This window comes from Pseudoalteromonas sp. Cn5-37 (assembly GCF_021532495.1).
In the GTDB taxonomy this organism is placed as follows: domain Bacteria; phylum Pseudomonadota; class Gammaproteobacteria; order Enterobacterales; family Alteromonadaceae; genus Pseudoalteromonas; species Pseudoalteromonas simplex.
In genome coordinates this window covers 29,333-50,724 of sequence record NZ_JAKGBA010000016.1, presented here as the reverse complement: position 1 = coordinate 50,724, position 21,392 = coordinate 29,333, and the positions used below count along the sequence as shown (strand labels likewise).

At 42.4% G+C, this 21,392-nt stretch carries 20 protein-coding genes; 6 read left to right on the top strand and 14 right to left on the bottom strand.

The annotated features are described in order from the left end of the window. Positions 1-44: 44 nt before the first annotated feature. The 8 genes from rseP to rpsB form a co-directional block, all read right to left on the bottom strand. Positions 45-1,397, bottom strand: coding sequence for a sigma E protease regulator RseP (gene rseP / locus L1266_RS15895; protein WP_235377887.1), 1,353 nt, complete (start codon positions 1,395-1,397; stop codon positions 45-47). A gap of 1 nt (position 1,398) precedes the next feature. Beyond that, complete coding sequence (ispC, locus tag L1266_RS15890; protein WP_235377886.1) at positions 1,399-2,598, bottom strand: 1-deoxy-D-xylulose-5-phosphate reductoisomerase; 1,200 nt, start codon at positions 2,596-2,598, stop codon at positions 1,399-1,401. After that, positions 2,595-3,461: a phosphatidate cytidylyltransferase gene (locus L1266_RS15885; RefSeq protein ID WP_054553119.1), complete on the bottom strand. Its 867-nt coding sequence runs from the start codon at positions 3,459-3,461 to the stop codon at positions 2,595-2,597. The genes ispC and L1266_RS15885 overlap by 4 nt, the downstream gene beginning before the upstream one ends. Positions 3,462-3,483: 22 nt before the next feature. Further along, a complete protein-coding gene (locus L1266_RS15880) occupies positions 3,484-4,263 on the bottom strand; it encodes an isoprenyl transferase (protein ID WP_054553120.1) in 780 nt (259 codons plus the stop codon). A 104-nt stretch (positions 4,264-4,367) separates the two neighbouring features. Continuing rightward, entirely contained in the window at positions 4,368-4,925 is a 558-nt protein-coding gene (gene frr, locus L1266_RS15875; RefSeq protein WP_138617126.1) for a ribosome recycling factor, read from the bottom strand. A gap of 14 nt (positions 4,926-4,939) precedes the next feature. Continuing rightward, entirely contained in the window at positions 4,940-5,689 is a 750-nt protein-coding gene (gene pyrH, locus L1266_RS15870; RefSeq protein ID WP_138599317.1) for a UMP kinase, read from the bottom strand. Positions 5,690-5,840: 151 nt separating this feature from the next. Further along, a complete protein-coding gene (gene tsf, locus L1266_RS15865) occupies positions 5,841-6,692 on the bottom strand; it encodes a translation elongation factor Ts (RefSeq protein WP_138599316.1) in 852 nt (283 codons plus the stop codon). 103 nt (positions 6,693-6,795) lie between these two features. Continuing rightward, a complete protein-coding gene (rpsB, locus tag L1266_RS15860) occupies positions 6,796-7,524 on the bottom strand; it encodes a 30S ribosomal protein S2 (protein ID WP_054553123.1) in 729 nt (242 codons plus the stop codon). A gap of 247 nt (positions 7,525-7,771) precedes the next feature. Between rpsB and map the strand changes: the two genes are divergently transcribed. From map to L1266_RS15835, 5 genes are all read left to right on the top strand, one after another. After that, a complete protein-coding gene (map, locus tag L1266_RS15855) occupies positions 7,772-8,581 on the top strand; it encodes a type I methionyl aminopeptidase (protein ID WP_268842776.1) in 810 nt (269 codons plus the stop codon). A 12-nt stretch (positions 8,582-8,593) separates the two neighbouring features. Continuing rightward, positions 8,594-11,212: a [protein-PII] uridylyltransferase gene (glnD, locus tag L1266_RS15850; protein ID WP_054553125.1), complete on the top strand. Its 2,619-nt coding sequence runs from the start codon at positions 8,594-8,596 to the stop codon at positions 11,210-11,212. A 9-nt stretch (positions 11,213-11,221) separates the two neighbouring features. Next, entirely contained in the window at positions 11,222-12,049 is an 828-nt protein-coding gene (gene dapD / locus L1266_RS15845; RefSeq protein ID WP_054553126.1) for a 2,3,4,5-tetrahydropyridine-2,6-dicarboxylate N-succinyltransferase, read from the top strand. Between the two features lie 277 nt (positions 12,050-12,326). Then, entirely contained in the window at positions 12,327-15,437 is a 3,111-nt protein-coding gene (locus tag L1266_RS15840) for an efflux RND transporter permease subunit (protein WP_235377884.1), read from the top strand. After that, positions 15,434-16,525, top strand: a complete 1,092-nt coding sequence (locus L1266_RS15835; protein WP_442960606.1) for an efflux RND transporter periplasmic adaptor subunit — start codon at positions 15,434-15,436, stop codon at positions 16,523-16,525. The genes L1266_RS15840 and L1266_RS15835 overlap by 4 nt, the downstream gene beginning before the upstream one ends. A gap of 124 nt (positions 16,526-16,649) precedes the next feature. Here the strand turns inward: L1266_RS15835 and L1266_RS15830 are convergent, their stop codons facing one another. Next, complete coding sequence (locus L1266_RS15830; RefSeq protein ID WP_152967142.1) at positions 16,650-17,048, bottom strand: hypothetical protein; 399 nt, start codon at positions 17,046-17,048, stop codon at positions 16,650-16,652. 198 nt (positions 17,049-17,246) lie between these two features. After that, on the bottom strand, positions 17,247-17,501 hold the full coding sequence (locus L1266_RS15825; protein ID WP_054553129.1) for a hypothetical protein: 255 nt from the start codon (positions 17,499-17,501) through the stop codon (positions 17,247-17,249). Between the two features lie 145 nt (positions 17,502-17,646). On the opposite strand from L1266_RS15825, the gene L1266_RS15820 reads away from it, so the two are divergent. Continuing rightward, positions 17,647-17,889 carry a type II toxin-antitoxin system prevent-host-death family antitoxin gene (locus L1266_RS15820; protein WP_054553130.1) on the top strand — a complete coding sequence of 81 codons (243 nt, stop codon included), beginning with the start codon at positions 17,647-17,649 and terminating at the stop codon, positions 17,887-17,889. A 211-nt stretch (positions 17,890-18,100) separates the two neighbouring features. Here the strand turns inward: L1266_RS15820 and L1266_RS15810 are convergent, their stop codons facing one another. From L1266_RS15810 to megL, 4 genes are all read right to left on the bottom strand, one after another. Next, positions 18,101-18,670: a hypothetical protein gene (locus L1266_RS15810; protein ID WP_235377883.1), complete on the bottom strand. Its 570-nt coding sequence runs from the start codon at positions 18,668-18,670 to the stop codon at positions 18,101-18,103. 120 nt (positions 18,671-18,790) lie between these two features. Beyond that, positions 18,791-19,135, bottom strand: a complete 345-nt coding sequence (locus tag L1266_RS15805) for a 4a-hydroxytetrahydrobiopterin dehydratase (protein WP_036969771.1) — start codon at positions 19,133-19,135, stop codon at positions 18,791-18,793. 9 nt (positions 19,136-19,144) lie between these two features. Continuing rightward, complete coding sequence (gene phhA / locus L1266_RS15800) at positions 19,145-19,942, bottom strand: phenylalanine 4-monooxygenase (RefSeq protein ID WP_235377882.1); 798 nt, start codon at positions 19,940-19,942, stop codon at positions 19,145-19,147. A gap of 226 nt (positions 19,943-20,168) precedes the next feature. After that, positions 20,169-21,350: a methionine gamma-lyase gene (gene megL, locus L1266_RS15795; RefSeq protein ID WP_235377881.1), complete on the bottom strand. Its 1,182-nt coding sequence runs from the start codon at positions 21,348-21,350 to the stop codon at positions 20,169-20,171. Positions 21,351-21,392 lie beyond the last annotated feature (42 nt).

The following is a 21,392-nucleotide window of genomic DNA, read 5'->3' as shown; positions in this document are numbered from 1 at the left end:
GGTGTTTTACAATCGTGTTCAAATTGGAATTTTTCGCTTACTTGTTATAAACGCGATACATCATTGAACAAAGCGAAACATGTTAAAAATAGAAGCAGCAAGGCCCCCACTTTAAAACCAAATTCTTGCGTCTTCTCAGAGACCGGCTTTTTGCGAAAAAGTTCAATTATGTAATACATTAAGTGCCCACCATCTAGCACTGGCAGCGGCAATAAGTTAAATACACCAAGGTTTACACTAATTAATGCTAAAAAGCTTAAAAAGGCAACCAAGCCATAGCTTACGCTAGTTCCCGCGCCAACTGCAATGCCCACCGGACCACTTAAATTTTTAACCGACACCTGACCAGTAATTAAATTACCAATCATGTCAAAACTAAGGGTAATTAAACGCCATGTTTCTTGTATGCCCAGCACAATACTATCGACGGGGCCATAATGTCTAGTTTCAATATAGTTTTCTGGCCATGGCTCGACCACCGGAGACACGCCTAAAAATCCTTGAGCAACGCCTGCATCATTGGTTCTGCTTTGTGGCGTTACCGTCAGTTCTTTTACACTATCTTGCCTTTGTACACTAAATTGTAAGGATTTGTTAGGTGATTGCTTAATTAATGAAACTAACTTGCTCCAACTGCTGATATTTTCACCATTTACAGCAAGTATTTTGTCGTTAACCTGTAAACCTGCAGCTTCTGCCGCCGAGCCTTTACTGATCATGGCCACTTCTAAAAGTGCTTTAGGGCGAAACGGTACAATACCTATCGAGGTTAATGGTGGTACGTCTTGTTGATCTAGTTTCCAACCATCTAAATTAAGAGTACGCACATGTTTTTGATAATTTTGATCACGAAGCGTTACCACAACACTTTGCTCACCTAAGCGACTCATAAGCGAGAATGTGGCATCTTGCCAAGTGTTAATGTCGTCTTCACCAATTTTAATAATTTGCTGGTTTGGCTCAATCTTAGCAGCAGCGGCACGGCTGCCTTGAGTCACCTCACCCACCACAGGTTTTAATGACTGCACACCCACCATATACATCACAGCAAGTGCAAAAATAGCGAATAAAAAGTTTGCCATCGGGCCTGCAGCCACAATCGCAATACGTGCTTTTACTGATTTAGCATTAAATGATAAATGACGCTGCTCTGGCGGCACTTCGTCAACACGCTCATCAAGCATTTTGACATAACCACCTAGTGGGATTGCAGCAACCACATATTCGGTTTGCTGTTTGTCGTACCACTTGATCAACGGCTTACCAAAGCCAATTGAAAAACGTAGCACTTTCACGCCCGCTTTTCGCGCAACCCAGAAATGACCATATTCATGCACAGTCACTAAAATACCTAAGGCGAGAATAAATGAGCCAAGATTCCAGAAAAAATCAAACATGCTAGTTGATGCCTCTTTTTACAAACTCAGTCGCTTTTACACGTGCAGCTTGGTCGCAAGCTAAAATCTCATCGAGAGTTTGCACGTTGATGTTTTGTGTTGCGTTGAGCGTTTCAGCGTTAATTCGATAAATATCTGTAAAGCCGATTTGACCATTTAAAAAGGCAGCAACGGCAATTTCATTCGCCGCATTTACTGTGGTGGTTGCACCTTGCCCCATTTCACAAGCATCAATGGCAAGTTTTAAATTAGGGTAACGGGCATAATCTGGTTTAGTGAAAGTAAAATCTGCCATTTGTGAAAAATCGAGCGGTTTTACACCCGCATCGACACGCTCAGGAAAAGCTAAAGCATGCGCTATTGGTGTGCGCATATCTGGATTGCCCATTTGCGCAAGCACTGAGCCATCTTGATATTGCACCATAGAGTGAATAATACTTTGTGGGTGGATCACCACTTCAATATCACTGGCACAGCAGTTAAACAACCACTTGGCTTCTATAAACTCTAGGCCTTTATTCATCATAGTGGCTGAATCAACAGAAATCTTTTGTCCCATCGACCAATTAGGGTGTGCCACCGCTTCTGCAACAGTCACTGATGATAATGTCGCTAAATCACGCTTTAAGAAAGGACCGCCAGACCCTGTAAGCAAGATTTTGCTTACACCATTATCAGCAAGTAGGCCTGATGCATTCTGTAATGATGCTGGCATACATTGGAAAATCGCATTATGTTCGCTGTCGATAGGCAGTAAAGTGGCGCCATGTTGTTTTACTTTATCAATAAACAACTGACCTGACATAACGAGCGACTCTTTATTAGCGAGCAACACTTTTTTGCCAGCTTCAACTGCACTTAAAGTCGGTAACAGACCTGCTGCACCTACTATCGCCGACATCACTGCATCAACATCTGTATGTGCAGCAAGCTCACACATCGCATCAACACCTGCTAGCACCTGTGTGTTACACGAGCTATTTGCAAGTAAATTTGATAGCGCACTAGCGGCTTGTTGATCAGCCATAACAGCAAACTTAGGCTGATGTGCGATACACAACTCAGCCATTTGCTCGGCATTTTTCCCCGCCGCTAGAGCAAAAACCGCGAAACGCTCCGGGTTTCTAGAAACAACGTCTAAGGTGCTTAAACCGATTGAACCAGTTGCGCCCAGTACGACAAGTTGCTCAACTTTGCTCATAAACTCAGTGTCCATGCGTAGCAAAGTACAAAGATTGGCGCAGCTGCGGTTAAGCTATCGATACGGTCTAAAATACCGCCGTGACCAGGTAAACATGAACCGCTGTCTTTCAAGCCAACTTCTCGTTTAAACATACTTTCGAGTAAATCGCCTACGGCTGAGAATAACGCGATAAATGCAGTCATCACGGCATAGATTGGCCAAACACTCATATCAACATTAGTGAAGTGACAAAATGCTAAAACAAAAACAACCGAAGCTACTACACCACCTAATAAACCTTCAATCGTTTTATTAGGACTTACCTTTGGCATTAGTTTACGTTTACCTAAGTTTTTACCAGTAAAGTAAGCACCAATATCAGCGCTCCATACAATACCAAGTACAACTAAAATTAACATTGAACCAAAGTGAGTAGATTCACCATACCCTGCGCTACGTAGTGTATTTAGAGCAAGCCAAAGTGGCACTAGCGTTAAAAAGCCTGCAATGGCACGCATTACAATGCCTTCATTCCAAGCCTTTGCCATAGCTGGGTAGCGCCAAACTAAATAAGTTGCCACAATCCACCATGCAAATGACAAGGTAAATAGGTAGTTTGCATCACCCACTAATTGACCATTTTGCCAAAGTGATTCAATGGGCCAATGCCAGTTAAGTAATGCCAAAAATGCAGCCGTTGCTGCAACAAATCCAAAACGTTTAACTTTATCGCATAGGCCCATAAATGCAGACCATTCCCACGCACCGAGCAAAACAATACCAGCGGCGATATAACTAAATAGTGTTAATGGGGTATAAAAAACCAAAATAAGTGCAAGTGGTGCCAACACGAGCGAGGTTAAAATTCGTTGTTTTAGCAATGTGTGTACCTTCAACTAGTAATTAGGTCTCGGCGAGTAATTGTTTTATTTGTTCGCCTGTACAACCAAATCGTCGCTCTCTGGCAACGTAACATGCGATAGCGTCAGCAAATGCAGCTTCATTGAAGTCTGGCCAAAGCGTATCGGTAAAGTAAAGCTCAGCATAAGCCGCTTGCCATAAAAGGAAGTTACTGATGCGTAAATCTCCACCGGTGCGGATCATTAAATCAAGCTCACCTTGGTCGGCCATACTCATTTGTTCAGCCATTAGCTCTTCAGTAATATCTTCTGCGGCCATTTCACCGGCTGCGACTTTTTTCGCAAGCGTTGTTGCGGCGTTAGTAATATCCCAACGTCCACCATAATTAGCTGCCACGTTTAACTGTAGACCCGTATTATTACGAGTTAATTCATGGGCTGCATCAACTTTATTGCGCAAACCTTCTGAAAAGCGTGATAAATCACCAATTATGTTTAGCTTTACATTATTTTTATGAAGTTTTTTAACTTCTTTGCCCAGTACAAATAAAAATAGCTCCATGAGCGTATTTACTTCGTCTTCTGGACGTCGCCAATTTTCGCTACTAAATGCGAATAGTGTTAACGACTGTATACCTAAGCGAGTACAAAATTGCACTGATTGACGAACCGCATCAACGCCCTTTTTGTGCCCATAAACACGTGGGCGATTTTTCGCTTGTGCCCAACGTCCGTTGCCATCCATGATTATAGCGACATGCTTAGGCAAACTTTGCTGGGAAATTTTATCAGCGTTAAGAACCATAAATATCGAGTATTCCATAAAAAAACGCCGTCTAGTATACCCTAGACGGCGTTTCAAAACTAATAAATTTAGTTACGCCTGTTTACTTACAGAATCAGTGTCTGAAAGATAAACAGCAGCGATTAGATTTCCATTAACTCAGCTTCTTTTGCAGCTAGTTGTGCGTCCATCTCTTTGATGAACTTATCAGTAAGCTTTTGGATCTCGTCTTCTGCTTGACGTGCTTCATCTTCAGAAATGTCTTTTTCTTTCAATAAGCTCTTAATATCGCCATTTGCATCACGACGGATGTTACGTACAGCAACACGGCCACCTTCAACTTCGCCACGTACGATTTTGATAAGGTCTTTACGACGCTCTTCTGTAAGTGGAGGAAGTGGAACACGAATAACAGTACCTGCAGACATTGGGTTTAAACCTAAATCTGAAGCCATGATCGCTTTTTCTACTGCTTGCGCTAATGACTTATCGAACACGCTAATTGCAAGTGTACGAGAGTCTTCAATTGTTACGTTAGCAACTTGGTTTAATGGCGTGTCAGCACCGTAGTAAGACACTTGAATACCGTCAAGTAATGCTGGGTGCGCACGGCCTGTGCGAATTTTAGATAATTGACTGCCTAGTGCCGCAACACTTTTTTGCATACGTTCTGACGCATCTTTTTTGATATCGTTAATCACGGTTCAATCCTAATCTATTTGCTAGTTTCGTCTGAGGCTTGTGAAGAGATAAGCGTTCCTTCATCTTCGCCCATAATAACACGCTTAAGCGCGCCTGATTTATTCATGTTAAATACGCTTAATGGCATGTTGTGGTCACGCGCCAGCGTAAATGCAGCTAAATCCATAACCTTAAGCTCTTTTTCAATGATTTCATTGTAGCTTAAGTGGCGATATAGTGTAGCGTCTGGGTTTTTCACTGGATCATCAGAGTAAACACCATCTACTTTAGTCGCTTTGATTACAGTATCTGCTTCAATTTCAATACCACGTAAACACGCTGCTGAGTCAGTCGTGAAGAATGGGTTACCTGTACCCGCTGAGAAAATTACAACGCGGCCAGATTTTAATAGGCTGATAGCTTCTGCCCAGTTGTAAGCATCACACACACCGTTCAGTGGGATAGCAGACATTAAACGACAATTTACAAATGCACGGTGCAGTGCATCGCGCATTGCCAAACCATTCATTACAGTGGCAAGCATACCCATGTGGTCGCCAACTACGCGGTTCATACCCGCTTCTGCTAATGAACCACCACGCAAGAAGTTACCGCCACCGATAACTAAACCTACTTCTACGTCGAGCTCTACAAGTTCTTTAATTTCTTGAGCCATACGGTCAAGTACTTTTGGGTCGATGCCGAAGCCTTCGTCTCCCATTAATGCTTCACCGCTAAGTTTAAGAAGAACACGTCTAAAAATAGGTTTACGATTGATAGTCATAATATTTGGGCCAGCCTTAGTAATGAGATAAAAAATAACCGCGCTATGGTTACACATAAAACGCGGTTATTTTAAAGAATTTTCATCAGTGACGCAAAAGCTAATAGCAGATTAATTTCATCTTATTGCCCTACGTCACTAAGTTAGAAAATTACTCGCCTTTTGCAGCAGCGATTTGAGCAGCTACTTCAGCAGCGAAGTCTTCTTCTTTACGCTCGATACCTTCACCAACTTCTAAACGGATGAAGTTAGTAACAGTTGCGCCTTTCTCTTTAAGAATTTCGCCAACTGATTTTTTAGGTTCCATGATGAAAGCTTGACCAGTAAGAGAGATCTCACCAGTGAATTTCTTCATACGACCGATAACCATTTTCTCAGCGATTTCAGCAGGCTTGCCTTCGTTCATCGCGATATCGATTTGAACTGCTTTTTCTTTTTCAACAACGTCAGCTGGTACGTCTTCTGGGTTTACGAACTCAGGCTTAGACGCAGCTACGTGCATAGCAACTTGCTTAAGTGTTTCTTCGTCAGCTTCACCAACTACAACAACACCGATACGGTCGCCGTGGCGGTAAGAAGAAAGCTTGTCACCGTCGATGTACTCAACGCGACGAACATTGATATTTTCACCGATTTTAGCAACTAGCGCAACACGAGTTTCTTCGAATTGTGCTTTAAGTGCTTCGATGTCTGCTTTAGATTCTGCAGCAGCGTCAAGAACTTGGTTAGCGAAACCAAGGAAGTTAGCGTCTTTAGCAACGAAGTCAGTTTGACAGTTAACTTCTAGAAGTGCAGCGAAACCGTTACCTTCTTTGATTAAGATTGTACCTTCAGCAGCGATGTTACCTGCTTTTTTAGCAGCCTTTGCAGCACCACTCTTACGCATGTTTTCGATCGCTAACTCGATGTCACCGTTAGTTTCAGTTAACGCTTTTTTACAATCCATCATGCCAGCGCCAGTACGCTCGCGTAATTCTTTAACTAGGGCAGCAGTTACAGCCATTAGAATATCCTCAATTGAATTCTGTTATAGGGAAGCGGTATAGGCCGCTTAACAAGAATAACAAGTCTTCATCTTAATTAGATGAAGACTTGATGACAGCTAATTACTCAGCTTCTACGAAGTCGTCTTTCTCAGCTTGAGCAACGATGTTGTTCTCACGACCTTCAGTGATCGCAGCTGATACAGCGCCAGTGTAAAGTTGGATAGCACGGATCGCATCGTCGTTACCAGGTACGATGTAATCAACACCGTCTGGGTTAGAGTTAGTATCAACGATAGCAACAACTGGGATACCTAGGTTGTTAGCTTCACGGATAGCGATGTGCTCGTGGTCTGCATCGATAACGAAAAGCGCGTCAGGAAGACCGCCCATGTCTTTGATACCACCAAGGCTCTTTTCAAGCTTTTCCATTTCACGAGTAAGCATTAACGCTTCTTTCTTAGTTAATTTCTCGAAAGTACCGTCTTGGCTTTGCGCTTCAAGGTCTTTAAGACGCTTGATTGATTGACGAACTGTTTTCCAGTTAGTCAACATACCACCTAACCAACGGTGGTTTACGTAGAACTGCTCGCTTTGAAGAGCGGCTTCTTTAACTGCTTCGCTTGCTGCGCGCTTAGTACCAACGAAAAGTACTTTACCTTTGTTAGAAGCTGCGTTCGATAAGAACTTAAGTGCTTCGTTGAACATTGGTACAGTTTGCTCTAGGTTGATGATATGAACACGGTTACGAGCGCCGAAGATGAAAGGCTTCATCTTAGGGTTCCAGTAACGTGCCTGGTGACCAAAGTGAACACCAGCTTGAAGCATATCGCGCATTGAAACGTTTGCCATTTGTATAATCCTCTATAATTTAGGGTTAGGCCTCCACATATCCCATAGCACCAACACCGTAGTTAATTTGTAACTTAAGTGCACCCAAGTGTATGTGACGATACGTGTGTGTGTTAAAATAAAATTGTGTTTGCCTTAAATACAAAAAATCAGTTAAGAATTTATTTGTAAAAAGACGGCGCGCTTTATACCATATTAAAATTGAAAACTCAACGTCTAGTGCAAAATTTGTGCACTAAAAACTGACCTGAAAAACAACTTTGGAGCCTCAATGAGTGCTGTGATCAAGACCCCTGAAGAAATCGAAAAAATGCGTGTTGCCGGGCGCTTAGCCGCCGAGGTACTAGAAATGATAGAACCGCATGTGGTGCCAGGTGTAACCACAGATGAACTAAATACAATTTGTCATGATTATATTGTTAATGTTCAAGATGCTATTCCAGCACCGCTGAATTATCACGGTTTCCCAAAATCAATTTGCACCTCAGTGAACCATGTAATTTGTCACGGTATTCCAAATGACAAACCACTTAAAGAAGGCGATAGCGTCAATATCGACGTGACTGTGATCAAAGATGGGTATCACGGTGATACATCTAAGATGTTCCACGTTGGTACACCTAACATTCAAGGCAAGCGTCTTGCTGATATCACCCAAGAAAGCCTATACCTTGCAATTAAAATGGTAAAACCAGGCGTACGCTTAGGTGATATTGGTGCTGCAATTCAAAAATACGCAGAAGGCTTTAGCTATTCTATCGTTCGTGAATATTGTGGTCACGGCATTGGTGCTGAGTTCCACGAAGAACCTCAAGTAATGCACTACGGTAAACCAGGTACTGGCGAAGTATTAAAAGCAGGTATGTGCTTAACAATCGAGCCTATGGTTAATGCTGGTAAACGCCAATGTAAACTACTTAAAGACAACTGGACTGTCGTAACAAAAGACCGTTCATTGTCTGCACAGTGGGAACATACACTGTTAGTGACTGAAAATGGTGTTGAAATTTTAACGCTCCGATCAGATGATACTATTGACAGGATCATCGAACACTAGGAGCCAGCCCCAGTGGCATTACCCAATAAAGTAAAAAAGTTGCTCAGCCAAGCTGAGCAACTTAGCGATTATCGCGACTGTTCTAGTTATTTTTATAAATGGCTACAGAACGAATTCTCAAAACAACCCGTTAGCAACTTAATTAATGCCCGCGCTGAGTTTATCGACCGCTTATTAATTAAACTGTTTCACGATTACGACCTTGCTCATGAAAGTGACTTAGCCCTGATTGCTGTGGGTGGTTATGGTCGTGGCGAACTGCACCCCTATTCCGATATCGACTTTATGTTGCTGGTAAGCGAGCAGCCAAGTGAAGCCGTGTGCGAGAAAATTGGCCAGTTCGTTACCATGCTTTGGGATCTAAATTTAGAAATTGGTCACAGCGTTCGCACTATAGAACAAGCATTAGAACAAAAACGTGAAGATGTGACATTTGCCACCAGCTTACTCGAAAGCCGATTAATTTTCGGTAACCATATCGAATTCGAAAAATTAAAAAATCATTTAATTGATACGCCGATTTGGCGCTCAGACGAATTCTTTTTGGCAAAAGTACAAGAACAAAGTTTACGCCATAAAAAATGCCATGGTACAGCTTATAACCTTGAGCCGAATATCAAAGAGAACCCGGGTGGCCTGCGCGACTTACAGACCATTATTTGGGTTGCTAAAAAGCACTTTAGAGCCGAGACATTACAAGAACTTATAAATCACGGCTATCTTACTCACGAAGAATACCAAGAGCTGTCTGAGTGTTTAGAAAACCTATGGAACATTCGTTTTGCGCTACACATCGCTGCGGGTCGCTCTGAAAACCGCTTATTGTTCGATCATCAGCCTAACGCCGCTGAAATCCTCGGCTTTGGTAGTGATGGTAAAGCCTCGGTCGAGCGCATGATGAAGCGTTTATTTAGGATCATGAGCCGCGTACGTGAGCTTAACCAAATGCTGCTTTCATACTTTGAGCAAAGCATTTTACCGGGTGCTGGTGAGTTACCTGTGATTGAGCTTGACCGTAACTTTGAGCGTATTGGTCATCAAATTCGTGTTAAGAATCCGTCTGTGTTCTTCCGCCGTGATCAGCTATTTGTATTGTTCGAGCATATTGCTGATAACCCAGAAATCACCCATATTTACCCAAGTACTATACGTACAATGCGCCAAGTTCGCCGTCGTTTATTGGGTGATTTACAAGATTACGCCGCCTGTCGCGAAGCATTTTTGCGTTTAATCAAACACCCTAACGGTATGGGGCGCGCATTTACGCTGATGCACAAGCACGGTATTATCGCTGCCTACTTACCACAGTGGCGTAATATCTTTGGGCAAATGCAATTCGATTTATTCCATGCCTACACCGTGGATGAACATACCCATAAACTCATCAACAATATTTATAAGTATTTTGATAAATCAAAAGTCAGCGAATTTCCGTTATGTAGTGAAATTGTCACTCGTATGGACAAGCCTGAGTTACTTTATTTAGCCGGTATTTTCCATGATATTGCTAAAGGCCGTGGTGGCGATCACTCTGAGCTTGGCTCAGTTGATGCAATCGCGTTTGCTAAACTACACCGCTTCCCAGCCTCAGATGGCAAGCTTATTTCGTGGTTAGTGGCTAATCACTTACTTATGTCGGTTACAGCACAGCGCAAAGATATTAATGACCCAGATGTGATTAAAGACTTTGCAAGTAAAGTGAAAAACGAGCGTCAGCTTGACTACTTGTACTGCTTAACCTTGGCCGATATTCGCGCAACTAACGATAACCTGTGGAACGATTGGAAAAATACCCTACTACGTGAGCTATATTTACACACCCAGCGAGCGCTTCGTTTAGGGCTTGAAAACCCAATGGACCAACGTGACCAAATACGTGATAAAAAACAGCAAGCCAAACAGCGCTTACTGAACCACGGTTGTAACGAAGATCAAATCGACTTAATTTGGAGTCGCTTTAAAGCCAATTACTTTACCGCTTTTAGTGAGCAACAGATTTCGTGGCACACAGAGCACCTACTAAGCTGTGACGATTTAAGCCAGCCTAGCGTTGCCGTGTCTAACACCGCAATGCATGGTGGTACACAAGTTTTTGCTTATAGCCCTTACTCGGGCAGTTTATTCTCACGTTTAGTGAGTGTGATTGGTTCGAAAAAAGCGCAAATTCAACATGCGCAGGTACTGACCACAAAAGATGGCTACGTGCTATTTAGCTTTGTTATTTTAGAGGTCAATGGTGACCCGATTGCGAGTAACCGTTCGCAAGGCATTAAACGTGCTTTAGATCTTGCAATTAGCGACCCGAAAAAGAAAATTCGCCTTAAAAAGAATCGCTCTCAGCGCTTCAAAGACTTTAATATCAAACCAAAAATTGTGCTTAGACCGCATGCCCGTAAAGACCGCAGCTTAATTGAAATTCAAGCGGTGGATATTCCGGGTCTATTAACAAAAATTGCGGAAGTATTTCAAGCGCACTTATTACATATTCATGCCGCACGGATCACCACAGTTGGTGAACGTGCAGAAGATTTCTTCGTGGTATCAAATAACGAATACCAAGCATTAACAGACGAAGAACAGGCTAAAATTCATCAAGCATTGCGTAAAAAACTCAACGCAGAAACCGAATAAGAGGATCTTATGTCAGATTTAAAAACCATGATCGAAAACGCCTGGGACAACCGCGATAGCATCAGCCCAAGCACGGTATCAAGTGAAGTAAAACAAGCTATTATCGACGCGCTTGAATTACTTGATAGCGGCGCTGCACGTGTTGCTGAAAAAATCAGTGGTGAGTGGGTTGTACATCAATGGTTAAAAAAAGCGGTGCTACTGTCTTTCCGTATTCGTGATAACCAACCAATGAGCGATGGTGTTAATCAGTTTTACGACAAAGTACCACTTAAATTTAGCGACTATACACCAGAGCAATTCCAACAAGGCGGCATGCGTGTTGTGCCTAATGCTGTGGCACGTAAAGGCAGCTTCGTAGGTAAAAACGTGGTGCTTATGCCATCTTATGTCAACATTGGCGCCTACGTTGATGAAGGTACCATGGTTGATACATGGGCAACGGTTGGCTCATGTGCACAAATTGGTAAAAACGTTCACTTATCTGGCGGTGTAGGCATTGGTGGTGTACTTGAGCCACTACAAGCTAACCCAACTATTATTGAAGACAACTGCTTCATTGGCGCACGTTCTGAAATTGTTGAAGGCGTGGTAGTTGAAGAAGGCGCCGTTATCTCGATGGGCGTTTATATCAGCCAAAGCACACGTATCTATGACCGTGAAACTGGCGAAATCCATTACGGCCGAGTACCAGCCGGTGCGGTTGTTGTTCCTGGTTCCTTACCGTCAAAAGATGGTTCGCACAGCCTATATGCTGCCATCATCGTGAAAAAAGTGGATCAGCAAACTCGCGAAAAAGTAGGTATTAATGCCCTACTTCGCTCGATTGATGAATAATAAAGCGGAGCTTTAAGCCGTCAGCTTTAAATTTTAGATATAAGAAGCGCGATGCTAACTAGTTTCGCGCTTTTTTGTACTTAGAGCTTAAAACTTAGGACTTAAGGCTTTTAACTTAAAGCGCCTCAGCTAAATTGTTACATCTTATTTCAAATACACACTTTATCGCTTAATTACGGCTATTCAGCGTTACTTCTGAAACACATTTCATTTACCTCACTGGCACTTTTTTTACATCGCACTACAATGCACACAAACTGATTTTGGAACACACACAATGAATCTGACACGTAGTTCGCTGAAAAACCCTGCGAGTGTTATTGTCATCTTGGTGTTGATTATGTTGTTTGGCATGTTGAGTATTTTTAAGCTGCCAATTCAGCTCACACCAGATATTGAGCAACCGCAGATCACTATTTTCTCTGGCTGGCGCCAAGCTGCACCTGAAGAGATTGAATCGGTGATCATTGAGCCGCTCGAGAACGCAGTAAAGAACACCCCGGGTGCCTTAGAGGTTAATACTTACATTAACCGTGGCAATGGCTCGATCACGTTGACTTTTGCTGTTGGGCAAAACATGCAACAGGCCATGCTTGATGTGTTAACAAGCCTTAACCAAGCGCCGCCCCTGCCGTTAGATGCATTTGATCCTGTAGTGTTTGCTGGCGGTAATAATGGGGAAGCCGCAGCAACGTTACTGGTCACCCCAAAAGATTTTAATAGCGACAGCCTTGATTTAGACATGGCGCAGTTCCAAAAACAAATCGATGAATTTGTTGAGCCCCGTTTGGCACGTATTCCTGGTGTTGCCCGCGTTGACTTAGCCAGTGAGCGACCAAAAGAGTTACGTATCACCTTTGACCCCCACAAAGCTGCCGCACTTGGCGTCAGCCTTGACCAAATCAGTAACGTATTAGCCAGCTCACGCGATACCTCTGGTGGCCTTGCCAATGTTGGCCGACGTCAATATACAGTACGTTTTACTGGGCAATATGATTTATCAAGCATGGCACAAATGCGCGTTGGTTATTCAGGCGATAGACCCATTTACCTTGGCGATATCGCAAGTGTAGAACGCACTTTTTCTGACCGTTTAGGAATGAGTGGCCGAAATGGTAAACCCGCGTATTACATTCGTATTTCGCGCGCTAACGAAGCCAATACCGTTGCCCTACTCGACGAAATTAACCTTGCCATTAAAGAGCTAAACGAAGGGCCGCTGGCTGAGAATGGCTTATCGATTGAATTAAGTTTTGATGCCTCTGTGCATATTCGTAATGCTTTGTCGTTGGTTAAAAGTAACTTAGGCCTAGGTGTTCTGCTGTCGTGTTTAATCTTGTGGCTGTTCTTTAGAGGCTTAAAGGCCACATTTGTGATTGCAGCGACAATTCCTGTCTCTTTGTTAGTTGCGTTTTTAACGTTAAATATTTTTGACCGCAGCTTAAATGTTATTTCATTGGCGGGCCTTGCCTTTGCTGTTGGCTTAGTACTTGATGCCGCCATCATAGTGCAAGAAAATATCGCAAGGCTCAGAAGCGAAGGCTTTGATAGTAAAAAAGCCGCGCTAAAAGGTGCAGCTCAAGTAACAGGCGCTTTATTTGCCTCAACCACCACCAGCGTTGCTATCTTCTTGCCAATTTTATTTATGGCAGGTATTGAGGGGCAGTTATTCTCTGACTTGGCGCTCACCTTATCTATTGCTGTAATTGCCTCTATGATTTGCGCAATTACACTAATCCCGTTAGCTAACCACTTTTGGCCAGACAAAGAGCTCAAAGCGGATCCTTATAGTAAATATTGGCATAAGCTAACTAACTTCATCATGGCGCTAACCAATACCCGCGTTAAACAAATAGTGTGGATAGTGTCATTATTGGGTGGCTCACTCGTCGCGACCATGACCATGCTCCCGAAAACTGATTTTATGCCACGCGCACCAACCGATGGCTTTTTCTTTAACTTGAATACCCCGCCTGGCGGCAATGTGCAGTTTATGGAAGAAGAGCTGCTGATGCGCATCAAAAAGCGCTTAATGCCTTATTACACAGGTGAAAAAGAGCCGGGGATAAAAGATTTTAACTTTTATGCTTTTGGTTCGAATGCTGGTGGCTTTATTTATTCTGCTGATCCGCAACGTGTTGAAGAATTAATGAAGGTAGCCCGAGAAGAAATCTTCATTGATTTACCCGACACCCAAGTATTCTTCTTTCGAGGGTCGATGATCCAAGTTGCTAATGGCGGTGATGGTCGCAATATCAATATCGATTTAACGGGTCCTAATATGGACGAGCTAATCGCCGGTGCTAATGTGGCGCTGCAAGCAGTCACCGACGCAATGCCGAATGCCACCGCAAGGCCACAACCACGACTCGATATGGCAGAGCCAGAGCTTAGGCTCACACCCAATGACCGCCGTATAACCCAAGCTGGGCTGACTCGTCGTGATGTATCTCAAGCAGTGCAAGCCTATACAGGCGGGTTATTTGTTAATGAATACTTTGATGGCAATGAACGCATGAACGTGATTTTGCGCGGTATACCGTGGCAAACTCCAGAGGAGCTTAAAGCCCTGCCCATTGTGACCCCGCAATCAGGTATTCAAACCTTAGGTGAGCTTGCCAATATTGAGCGCACCGTGGGGCCAACACAGCTTAGACGTGTTAATGGCCGCCGTACCGTGAGTATTGTTGTCACGCCACCAGCAGACATGAGCTTGCAACAAGCGCAAACTATTCTCTCTGAGCAAGTTATGCCAAAAGTTCGTGCAAGCTTGCCTGACAGCTCTGGTGCGATTTTGGCGGGGAACGCACAAAAAATGAATTCGGCCATGCGAGAAATGACAATCAACTTTATCTTGGCTCTGTTTATTTTATTCTTGCTAATGACCGCATTGTTTAAGTCAGCCAAAGACAGCGCGTTAGTTTTACTGGTCATGCCATTGGCAATTGCAGGCGGTGTCCTGGCCCTATTCGTACTTAACTTATTTACCTTCCAATCACTCGACTTACTGACCATGATTGGCTTTATTATCTTGCTGGGTCTGGTGGTAAATAATGCCATTTTATTGGTTGACCAAACCCGTGTCGCAATGGCCGCTGGGCTCAGTCGAGAAGACGCCGTTCGCCAAGCTGTGCTACTGCGCGCAAGACCCGTTTACTTAAGTACCTTAACCAGCTTATTTGGCATGCTGCCTTTGATGCTAATGCCGGGGGTAGGATCAGAAATTTACCGTGGCCTTGCCACTGTGATTGTCGGCGGCATGGCCATTAGCGCCCTATTCACCCTGATATTAATGCCAAGTTTATTACAACTTGGCAGACAGCTGCCGCCCGTTAATAACAAACAGCAACCAGAAAAAACGCCTTTAAGCTTGGTATCGAATCAATGAGTATTAAAACAATGAACACACCTTTTCGTAAATTAACCGCTCGCTTTTGTACGCTATTCAGTCTTATCGCATTTAACGCCTTTGCAGTCGTGCCAGTTACTGTAGAAACCATAACACAAGCTCCGCTGACAAGCGAAATTGAAGTTAGCGGCACTTTGTATGGCAAAGATGATGTAACCTTAACAGCAGGCGTTAGCGGGCGTTTATTATATGTTGTTGAGCCAGGCACTCTGGTTAAAAGTGGCGACACCCTAGTTCGTATGGATACCTTACCGCTTGAACTTGAAAAAGCACGCCAACAAGAAATGCTCAATCGCGCCAAAATAAACCTACGCTTATATCAACAAGAGCTCGCTCGTTTACAAAAACTCGCCAAAGCCAGCAGTGCTGCAGCAAGCCAAGTCGATGATATGCAAAATAAGCATGACCTTGCGTTATCTGATATCTCACTGGCTAAGGTTGAATTAAAAGTGATAGACGATCAACTTTCGCGTGCAACCGTGCGCGCCCCATTTGATGGCGTGATCAGCGAGCGTTTTAAACGCGCTGGTCGCGAAATAAATCGTGCTGATGAACTGGTCACCCTGCTCGATATTAATAACTTAGAAGTGCGTTTGTACGTGCCTGTTAAATACTTAAAGTTTTTACACAAAGGCATAGAGTTACCGATTCAAGCCGGCGACTTATCAGCCCCAGATATGACAACAGCCACCGTAACAGCGGTGATCCCATCAACCGATCCGCGTTCACAAACTGTAGAAGTACGTGCCCTACTGCCAAATGATGCTGAGCAAACATGGGCAATTGGCCAACTGGTTGATGTAGCTGTGCCACTAAAAAGCAAAGGGGATGTACTACTGGTGAATCGCGATGCGCTGATTTTACGCAAAAAAGGCACCCATATCGTCAAAATCGACAACGACAACAAAGCCCTGCAAATTCCCGTAAAAGTCGGTAATGGCAAAGATAAACTGGTTGAAGTCACCCCGACTTCAAACATCGCTTTAAATGCGGGCGATAAAGTGGCAGTACGCGGCGCCGAGCAACTACAAACTGGGCAAGAAGTCGAAGTTCAGGTAAAGCAATAACTGCAAGGCTTGAGATGACTGCCAGCTATTAAATATTTTAAGAGCTGGCAGTTATGATAAAGGGTAGTAATGATTATTAAGAGTTGCGCTTGTTTTTGACTTTCTAGGAAGCAAAAAAGCAAGATCAGGGCCCTTCGACTTCCTTACTATCCTGAGTACCTAATTTAATTCCGATGACAGTACCAACAATCGCAAAGGCTATACTCAAAGGCACTTCTACAAACCATAAAGGTGGGATAAATAACGTTTGTAATAGTATCGATACAATTACTGTTCCCACTATAAAGCTCAGTAAATATACACTTAGGGCATTATTCCAAGCTTTTACAACATTGCGCTTAGCCAGAACGGTATAGATACCTGCATTCAATAAATAAGATGGTAATAACTGGTATGTAAAATATTTGCCGAATGAGAGTGAAGCTAAGTTATCACTTCCAATTATTAGAGTGATAAAAGTACTTAATACGGTACCTAAAACCAGCATGACTAAAGTGTATTTTACTATCCTTAAACTATTCAATTTGTCTCCATGTATCATGTCACAATCATGATTTAGAAATGATTAACTAGATACACTAACGCAGAACTAAGTTAACAGCTACGATTCGTGTTTAAAATACTCGCCTTATAATGCTTTAAAATAGTGAATCATTCTAATAACCTCTTTTATTTCATAGCAATAAAGAGGTTCCCAGCGAAAGCTTAGTGGCAAACACCACTATAGCAATGAACCTGTGTAAAATTTTGTCTCTTGCTTACTGAATTTAAACTTACATCCTTTAAGGGCTGAACCAAATCTTAAGTTTCTTGGCTTTTCACCTGTTTTAAGTGCTTCATTTGCTTGAGAGATAGATAGCATATTTACTTCTAAGTCAATATAACCATGGCTACAGCCAACCTTTCCTACTTTTATTGAAATAGGATCAGAGTTTTCAATATGCTCGATTACTATGTCATCTAATATAAATTTCATAATTCTTTTATATATGTTACGTGCCTTATAATCAGTGCCTTGTAAGTAAAACTACAGAACCCAAACTAATCGCGCGATTTAATTATTTCGACCATTTAATGCTTTTTAATAGAATTCCCCTATCACTTTATTTTAGAGGTCAGCCATGAATACACTAACAGCAAATGATGCAAAACGTAATTTTGCTGAGCGACTTTTAAACGCCCAGCGTGAACCTATTAAAATTAGTAAAAACAACGAGGACGCCGTAGAGTTTATGTCTATAAAGGATTTTGAAGAATTAAAAAATAAGAAAGTCGACTATATTAAGCATTGCTTTGAAAACGCAACAAGAGACTTAGCTCAAGGTAATGTAGTTGATGGTAAAGACTTCTTGGATACTTTATAAAACATTATGCAAAAGAGAAGTTACAAAAAATCCAGAAATTGGGCGTAGCTGTAATGACATTTATCCAAATAGTTTTTACTTTCCTATTGGTAAACACACTGCTTATTTTATTAAAGAAGATGGTTTTATAATGATTGTTGCCGTACTAAACCAATCTCAGCTTCCTGAAAACCACTTATAATTGCACCACCTTTCACAAAGCCAACACCTCTCACTGCAAACAGCCATACCCTTTTAATGAAATTTCTTGAGTATTCGCGCCACTTTGGTTTTTATGTTGAATGATCAAACGCGAATCTTGGCTAGTAAACGTAAAGGTTCCGAGCCAAGGTAGCTGGGCTATGGGTTGCATGTGGTAAAAACCCTTGGCATCAAAGCATATAAATGAGAACTCATGATGTACCGGAGCAAATACGCCATAATCAGCGGTAAATACAGCAATGTTGTCTTGCAGCATAAAATGTTTCGCTTGCGTGCCCGCTACTAAATACCAAAAGCATATTGCTGTCATTATCACCACTTGTAAGCCGCCGAGTAAAAATACTGAAAATTTAACAATACGGGTCGATTTACTGGCTTCCATATAAAGGCGCTTTGCTTTGAGTAATAACCAAAGCCCAATGGCAACCATAGTGAGCTTTACAATCATTAGTACTACGCCTACTTGATACATCAGCTTAGGGCTATGCCATTGAATACCAAATGTTTGCGGGATAAACAAGCTATCAATTAAGGGCAGTAAAATGAGTAGGAATAGCAGAATAAGCGCTTTGTTTTTCATTATTTACTTTTCTAGTGTTCTCGCAAAGATAAGAGTTCAATGTTAATTCTTGGACTCTAAAAAAGCAAAAAGGCGCAACCTGAGGTTACGCCTTTTATCGTTCTGGGCAGAACTTAAAATTTACAGTGCAGCGAATACATCGTCTGTTTTAGCAGCACAGATAAAATCATTTTTGTGTAACCCTTTGATAGAGTGGCTCCACCAAGTAACGGTTACTTTGCCCCACTCGGTTAACAAGCCAGGGTGGTGACCTTCTTCTTCAGCCATATCGCCCACTTTATTAGTGAACTCAAGTGCTTGTTTGAAGTTTTTAAACTTGTAAACACGCTCTAATTGCATAATGCCGTCGCGCACTTCAGGAACCCAATCTGGGATCATTTTGATCAATTCTGCTAATTCAGCATCAGATACTTTAGGCGCATCCGCACGACACGCTTCACACTTTTGTGTGCTTAATGAAGACATTATAAATCCTTAACTTGCTAATTTTTCTTTAGGAGGAAACTTTGGCTCATGTAGCCCTAATTCTTTTGCTTTACTCACCAGCGACATGATATCCATTTGTGAAATATCAAATAAGTCATTGATTGAGTTAATGGTGTAGTACACAGGCTGCATAATATCAATACGATAAGGTGTACGTAATACATCAAGCACATTCATCGCATTGATTTCTGGCTTATGTGAATACACATACTGTGTTTCGCCTGGGCTTGATAAAATACCACCACCATAAATACGCAAACCTTGTTCGGTTTGCATTAAACCAAACTCAACGGTAAACCAGTAAAGGCGTGCTAAATAAACACGATCTTTCTTTTCAGCGGCATAACCTAACTGACCATATTTGTGTGTAAACTCAGCAAATGCTGGGTTGGTAAGCATCGCACAATGACCAAAAATCTCGTGGAAGATATCTGGCTCTTGTAAGTAGTCAAACTCTTCACGGCTGCGAATAAAAGTCGCTACTGGGAACTGCTTGTTTGCTAGTAATCGAAAGAACTCATCAAAATCGATCAGTGCCGGAACAGGGGCAACTTGCCAGCCCGTTGTTTCGAGTAACACTTCGTTGAGTTCACTAAGTTGTGGAATACGATCTGTTGGTAAATTAATTTTCTTAAGACCTGCTAAATATTCATCACAGGCTTTACCTTCTATGCAAGCGAGTTGGCGAGCAACTAGCTCAGACCATATTTTATTTTCTTCTTCGCTCCAATGGATAACCCCATTTTCATCAGGTTGCTTGGAGGTGTAATTACTTGCTTTAGCCATAATAACCTTCTTCGTTAAATCTTGATCAGCATTGATCAGAATCTCATTAACTTGTAAAGCCGATACTATGTAAAAGTAAGCGAAATTTTAATAGTTAAGGCTGTTTCTAAGGTTTGCAGAAACAGCCTTATCGTAAAGTTAAAATTACACCAAAAGATCTAAAAGTTTACACACCATATTTTTAAAGGGATAAAAGCAAGCTTAACCGTAAACTTAAAACTACAACCTAGCCAATGAATGTAAATGCGGTTTTAAGATCGTTAATAATATCGTTAACATCTTCTAGACCAACTGATAATCGAATTAAGCCATCACTGATCCCTGCAGCTGCTCTTTCTTCAGGTGTATAAGGCGAATGTGTCATCGATGCAGGATGTTGAATGAGGGTTTCAGCATCCCCTAAACTCACAGCAAGGGTACAAAGCTGAGTGTTATTTATAAATGTTTCGCCATCTTCAAGGCTGCCTTTTATTTCAAAGGCAATAACACCACCAGCGGCTTTCATTTGTGAACCAATAAATTGATGACCCGGATGTGATTTAAGCCCTGGGTAATAAACTTTGCTAACTAAAGGATGCTGCTCTAAATATTCAGCAACTACTTGGGCACTCGCACAGTGGCGATCCATGCGTACAGCAAGGGTTTTTAAACCGCGATTAATTAACCATGCATCATGGGGGCTAATCGTTGCACCAATATCTTTTAGCACCGTCATTTTTATCAGGTTGATATGCTCCTCTGTGCCGCACACAAGTCCTGCTACCACATCACCATGGCCATTTAGGTATTTAGTTGCGCTGTGTACCACAATATCAATACCAAACGAGGTAGGTTGCTGTAGCAGAGGCGTTAAGAAGGTATTGTCGATAACGCTTATCAGTTGATGCTGCTTGGCAACATCAGCAATTAAACTTAGATCAAGCACCGCCATGGTCGGATTAATTGGTGTTTCAGCAAAAATCATTTTTGAATTGGCTTTAACCGCGCCGCGAAGTTCAGCCTCGTTGGTCATATCAACAAAAGTAACTTCGATACCAAAACGCGGCAACATGTGAGCAAAAAATGCAAAAGTACAGCCGTATAACGCGCTTGATGCAACTAGGTGGTCACCTTGTTGTAAAAAGCTAAGCACAGACGCAGACACCGCACCCATACCGGTCGCTGTGGCAGCCGCTGCTTCACAGTTTTCTAACTGAGCCACTTTTTGTTCTAGCTCTTGCGTTGTCGGATTACCTAAACGGGTATAAATAAAGCCCTGCTCTTCACCAGCAAATCGGGCTGCACCTTGGGCTGCATTAGCAAATGCGAAGGTAGAGGTTTGGTAAAGCGGCGCACTCAGTGCGCCGTGAGGATCGTTTGGTTTTTCTGGACCATGAATACATTGTGTATGTAAGTGATGCTTAGTCATTGTGTGTTCTCGTTTTTATTATCAGTACTTCATACTCATAAA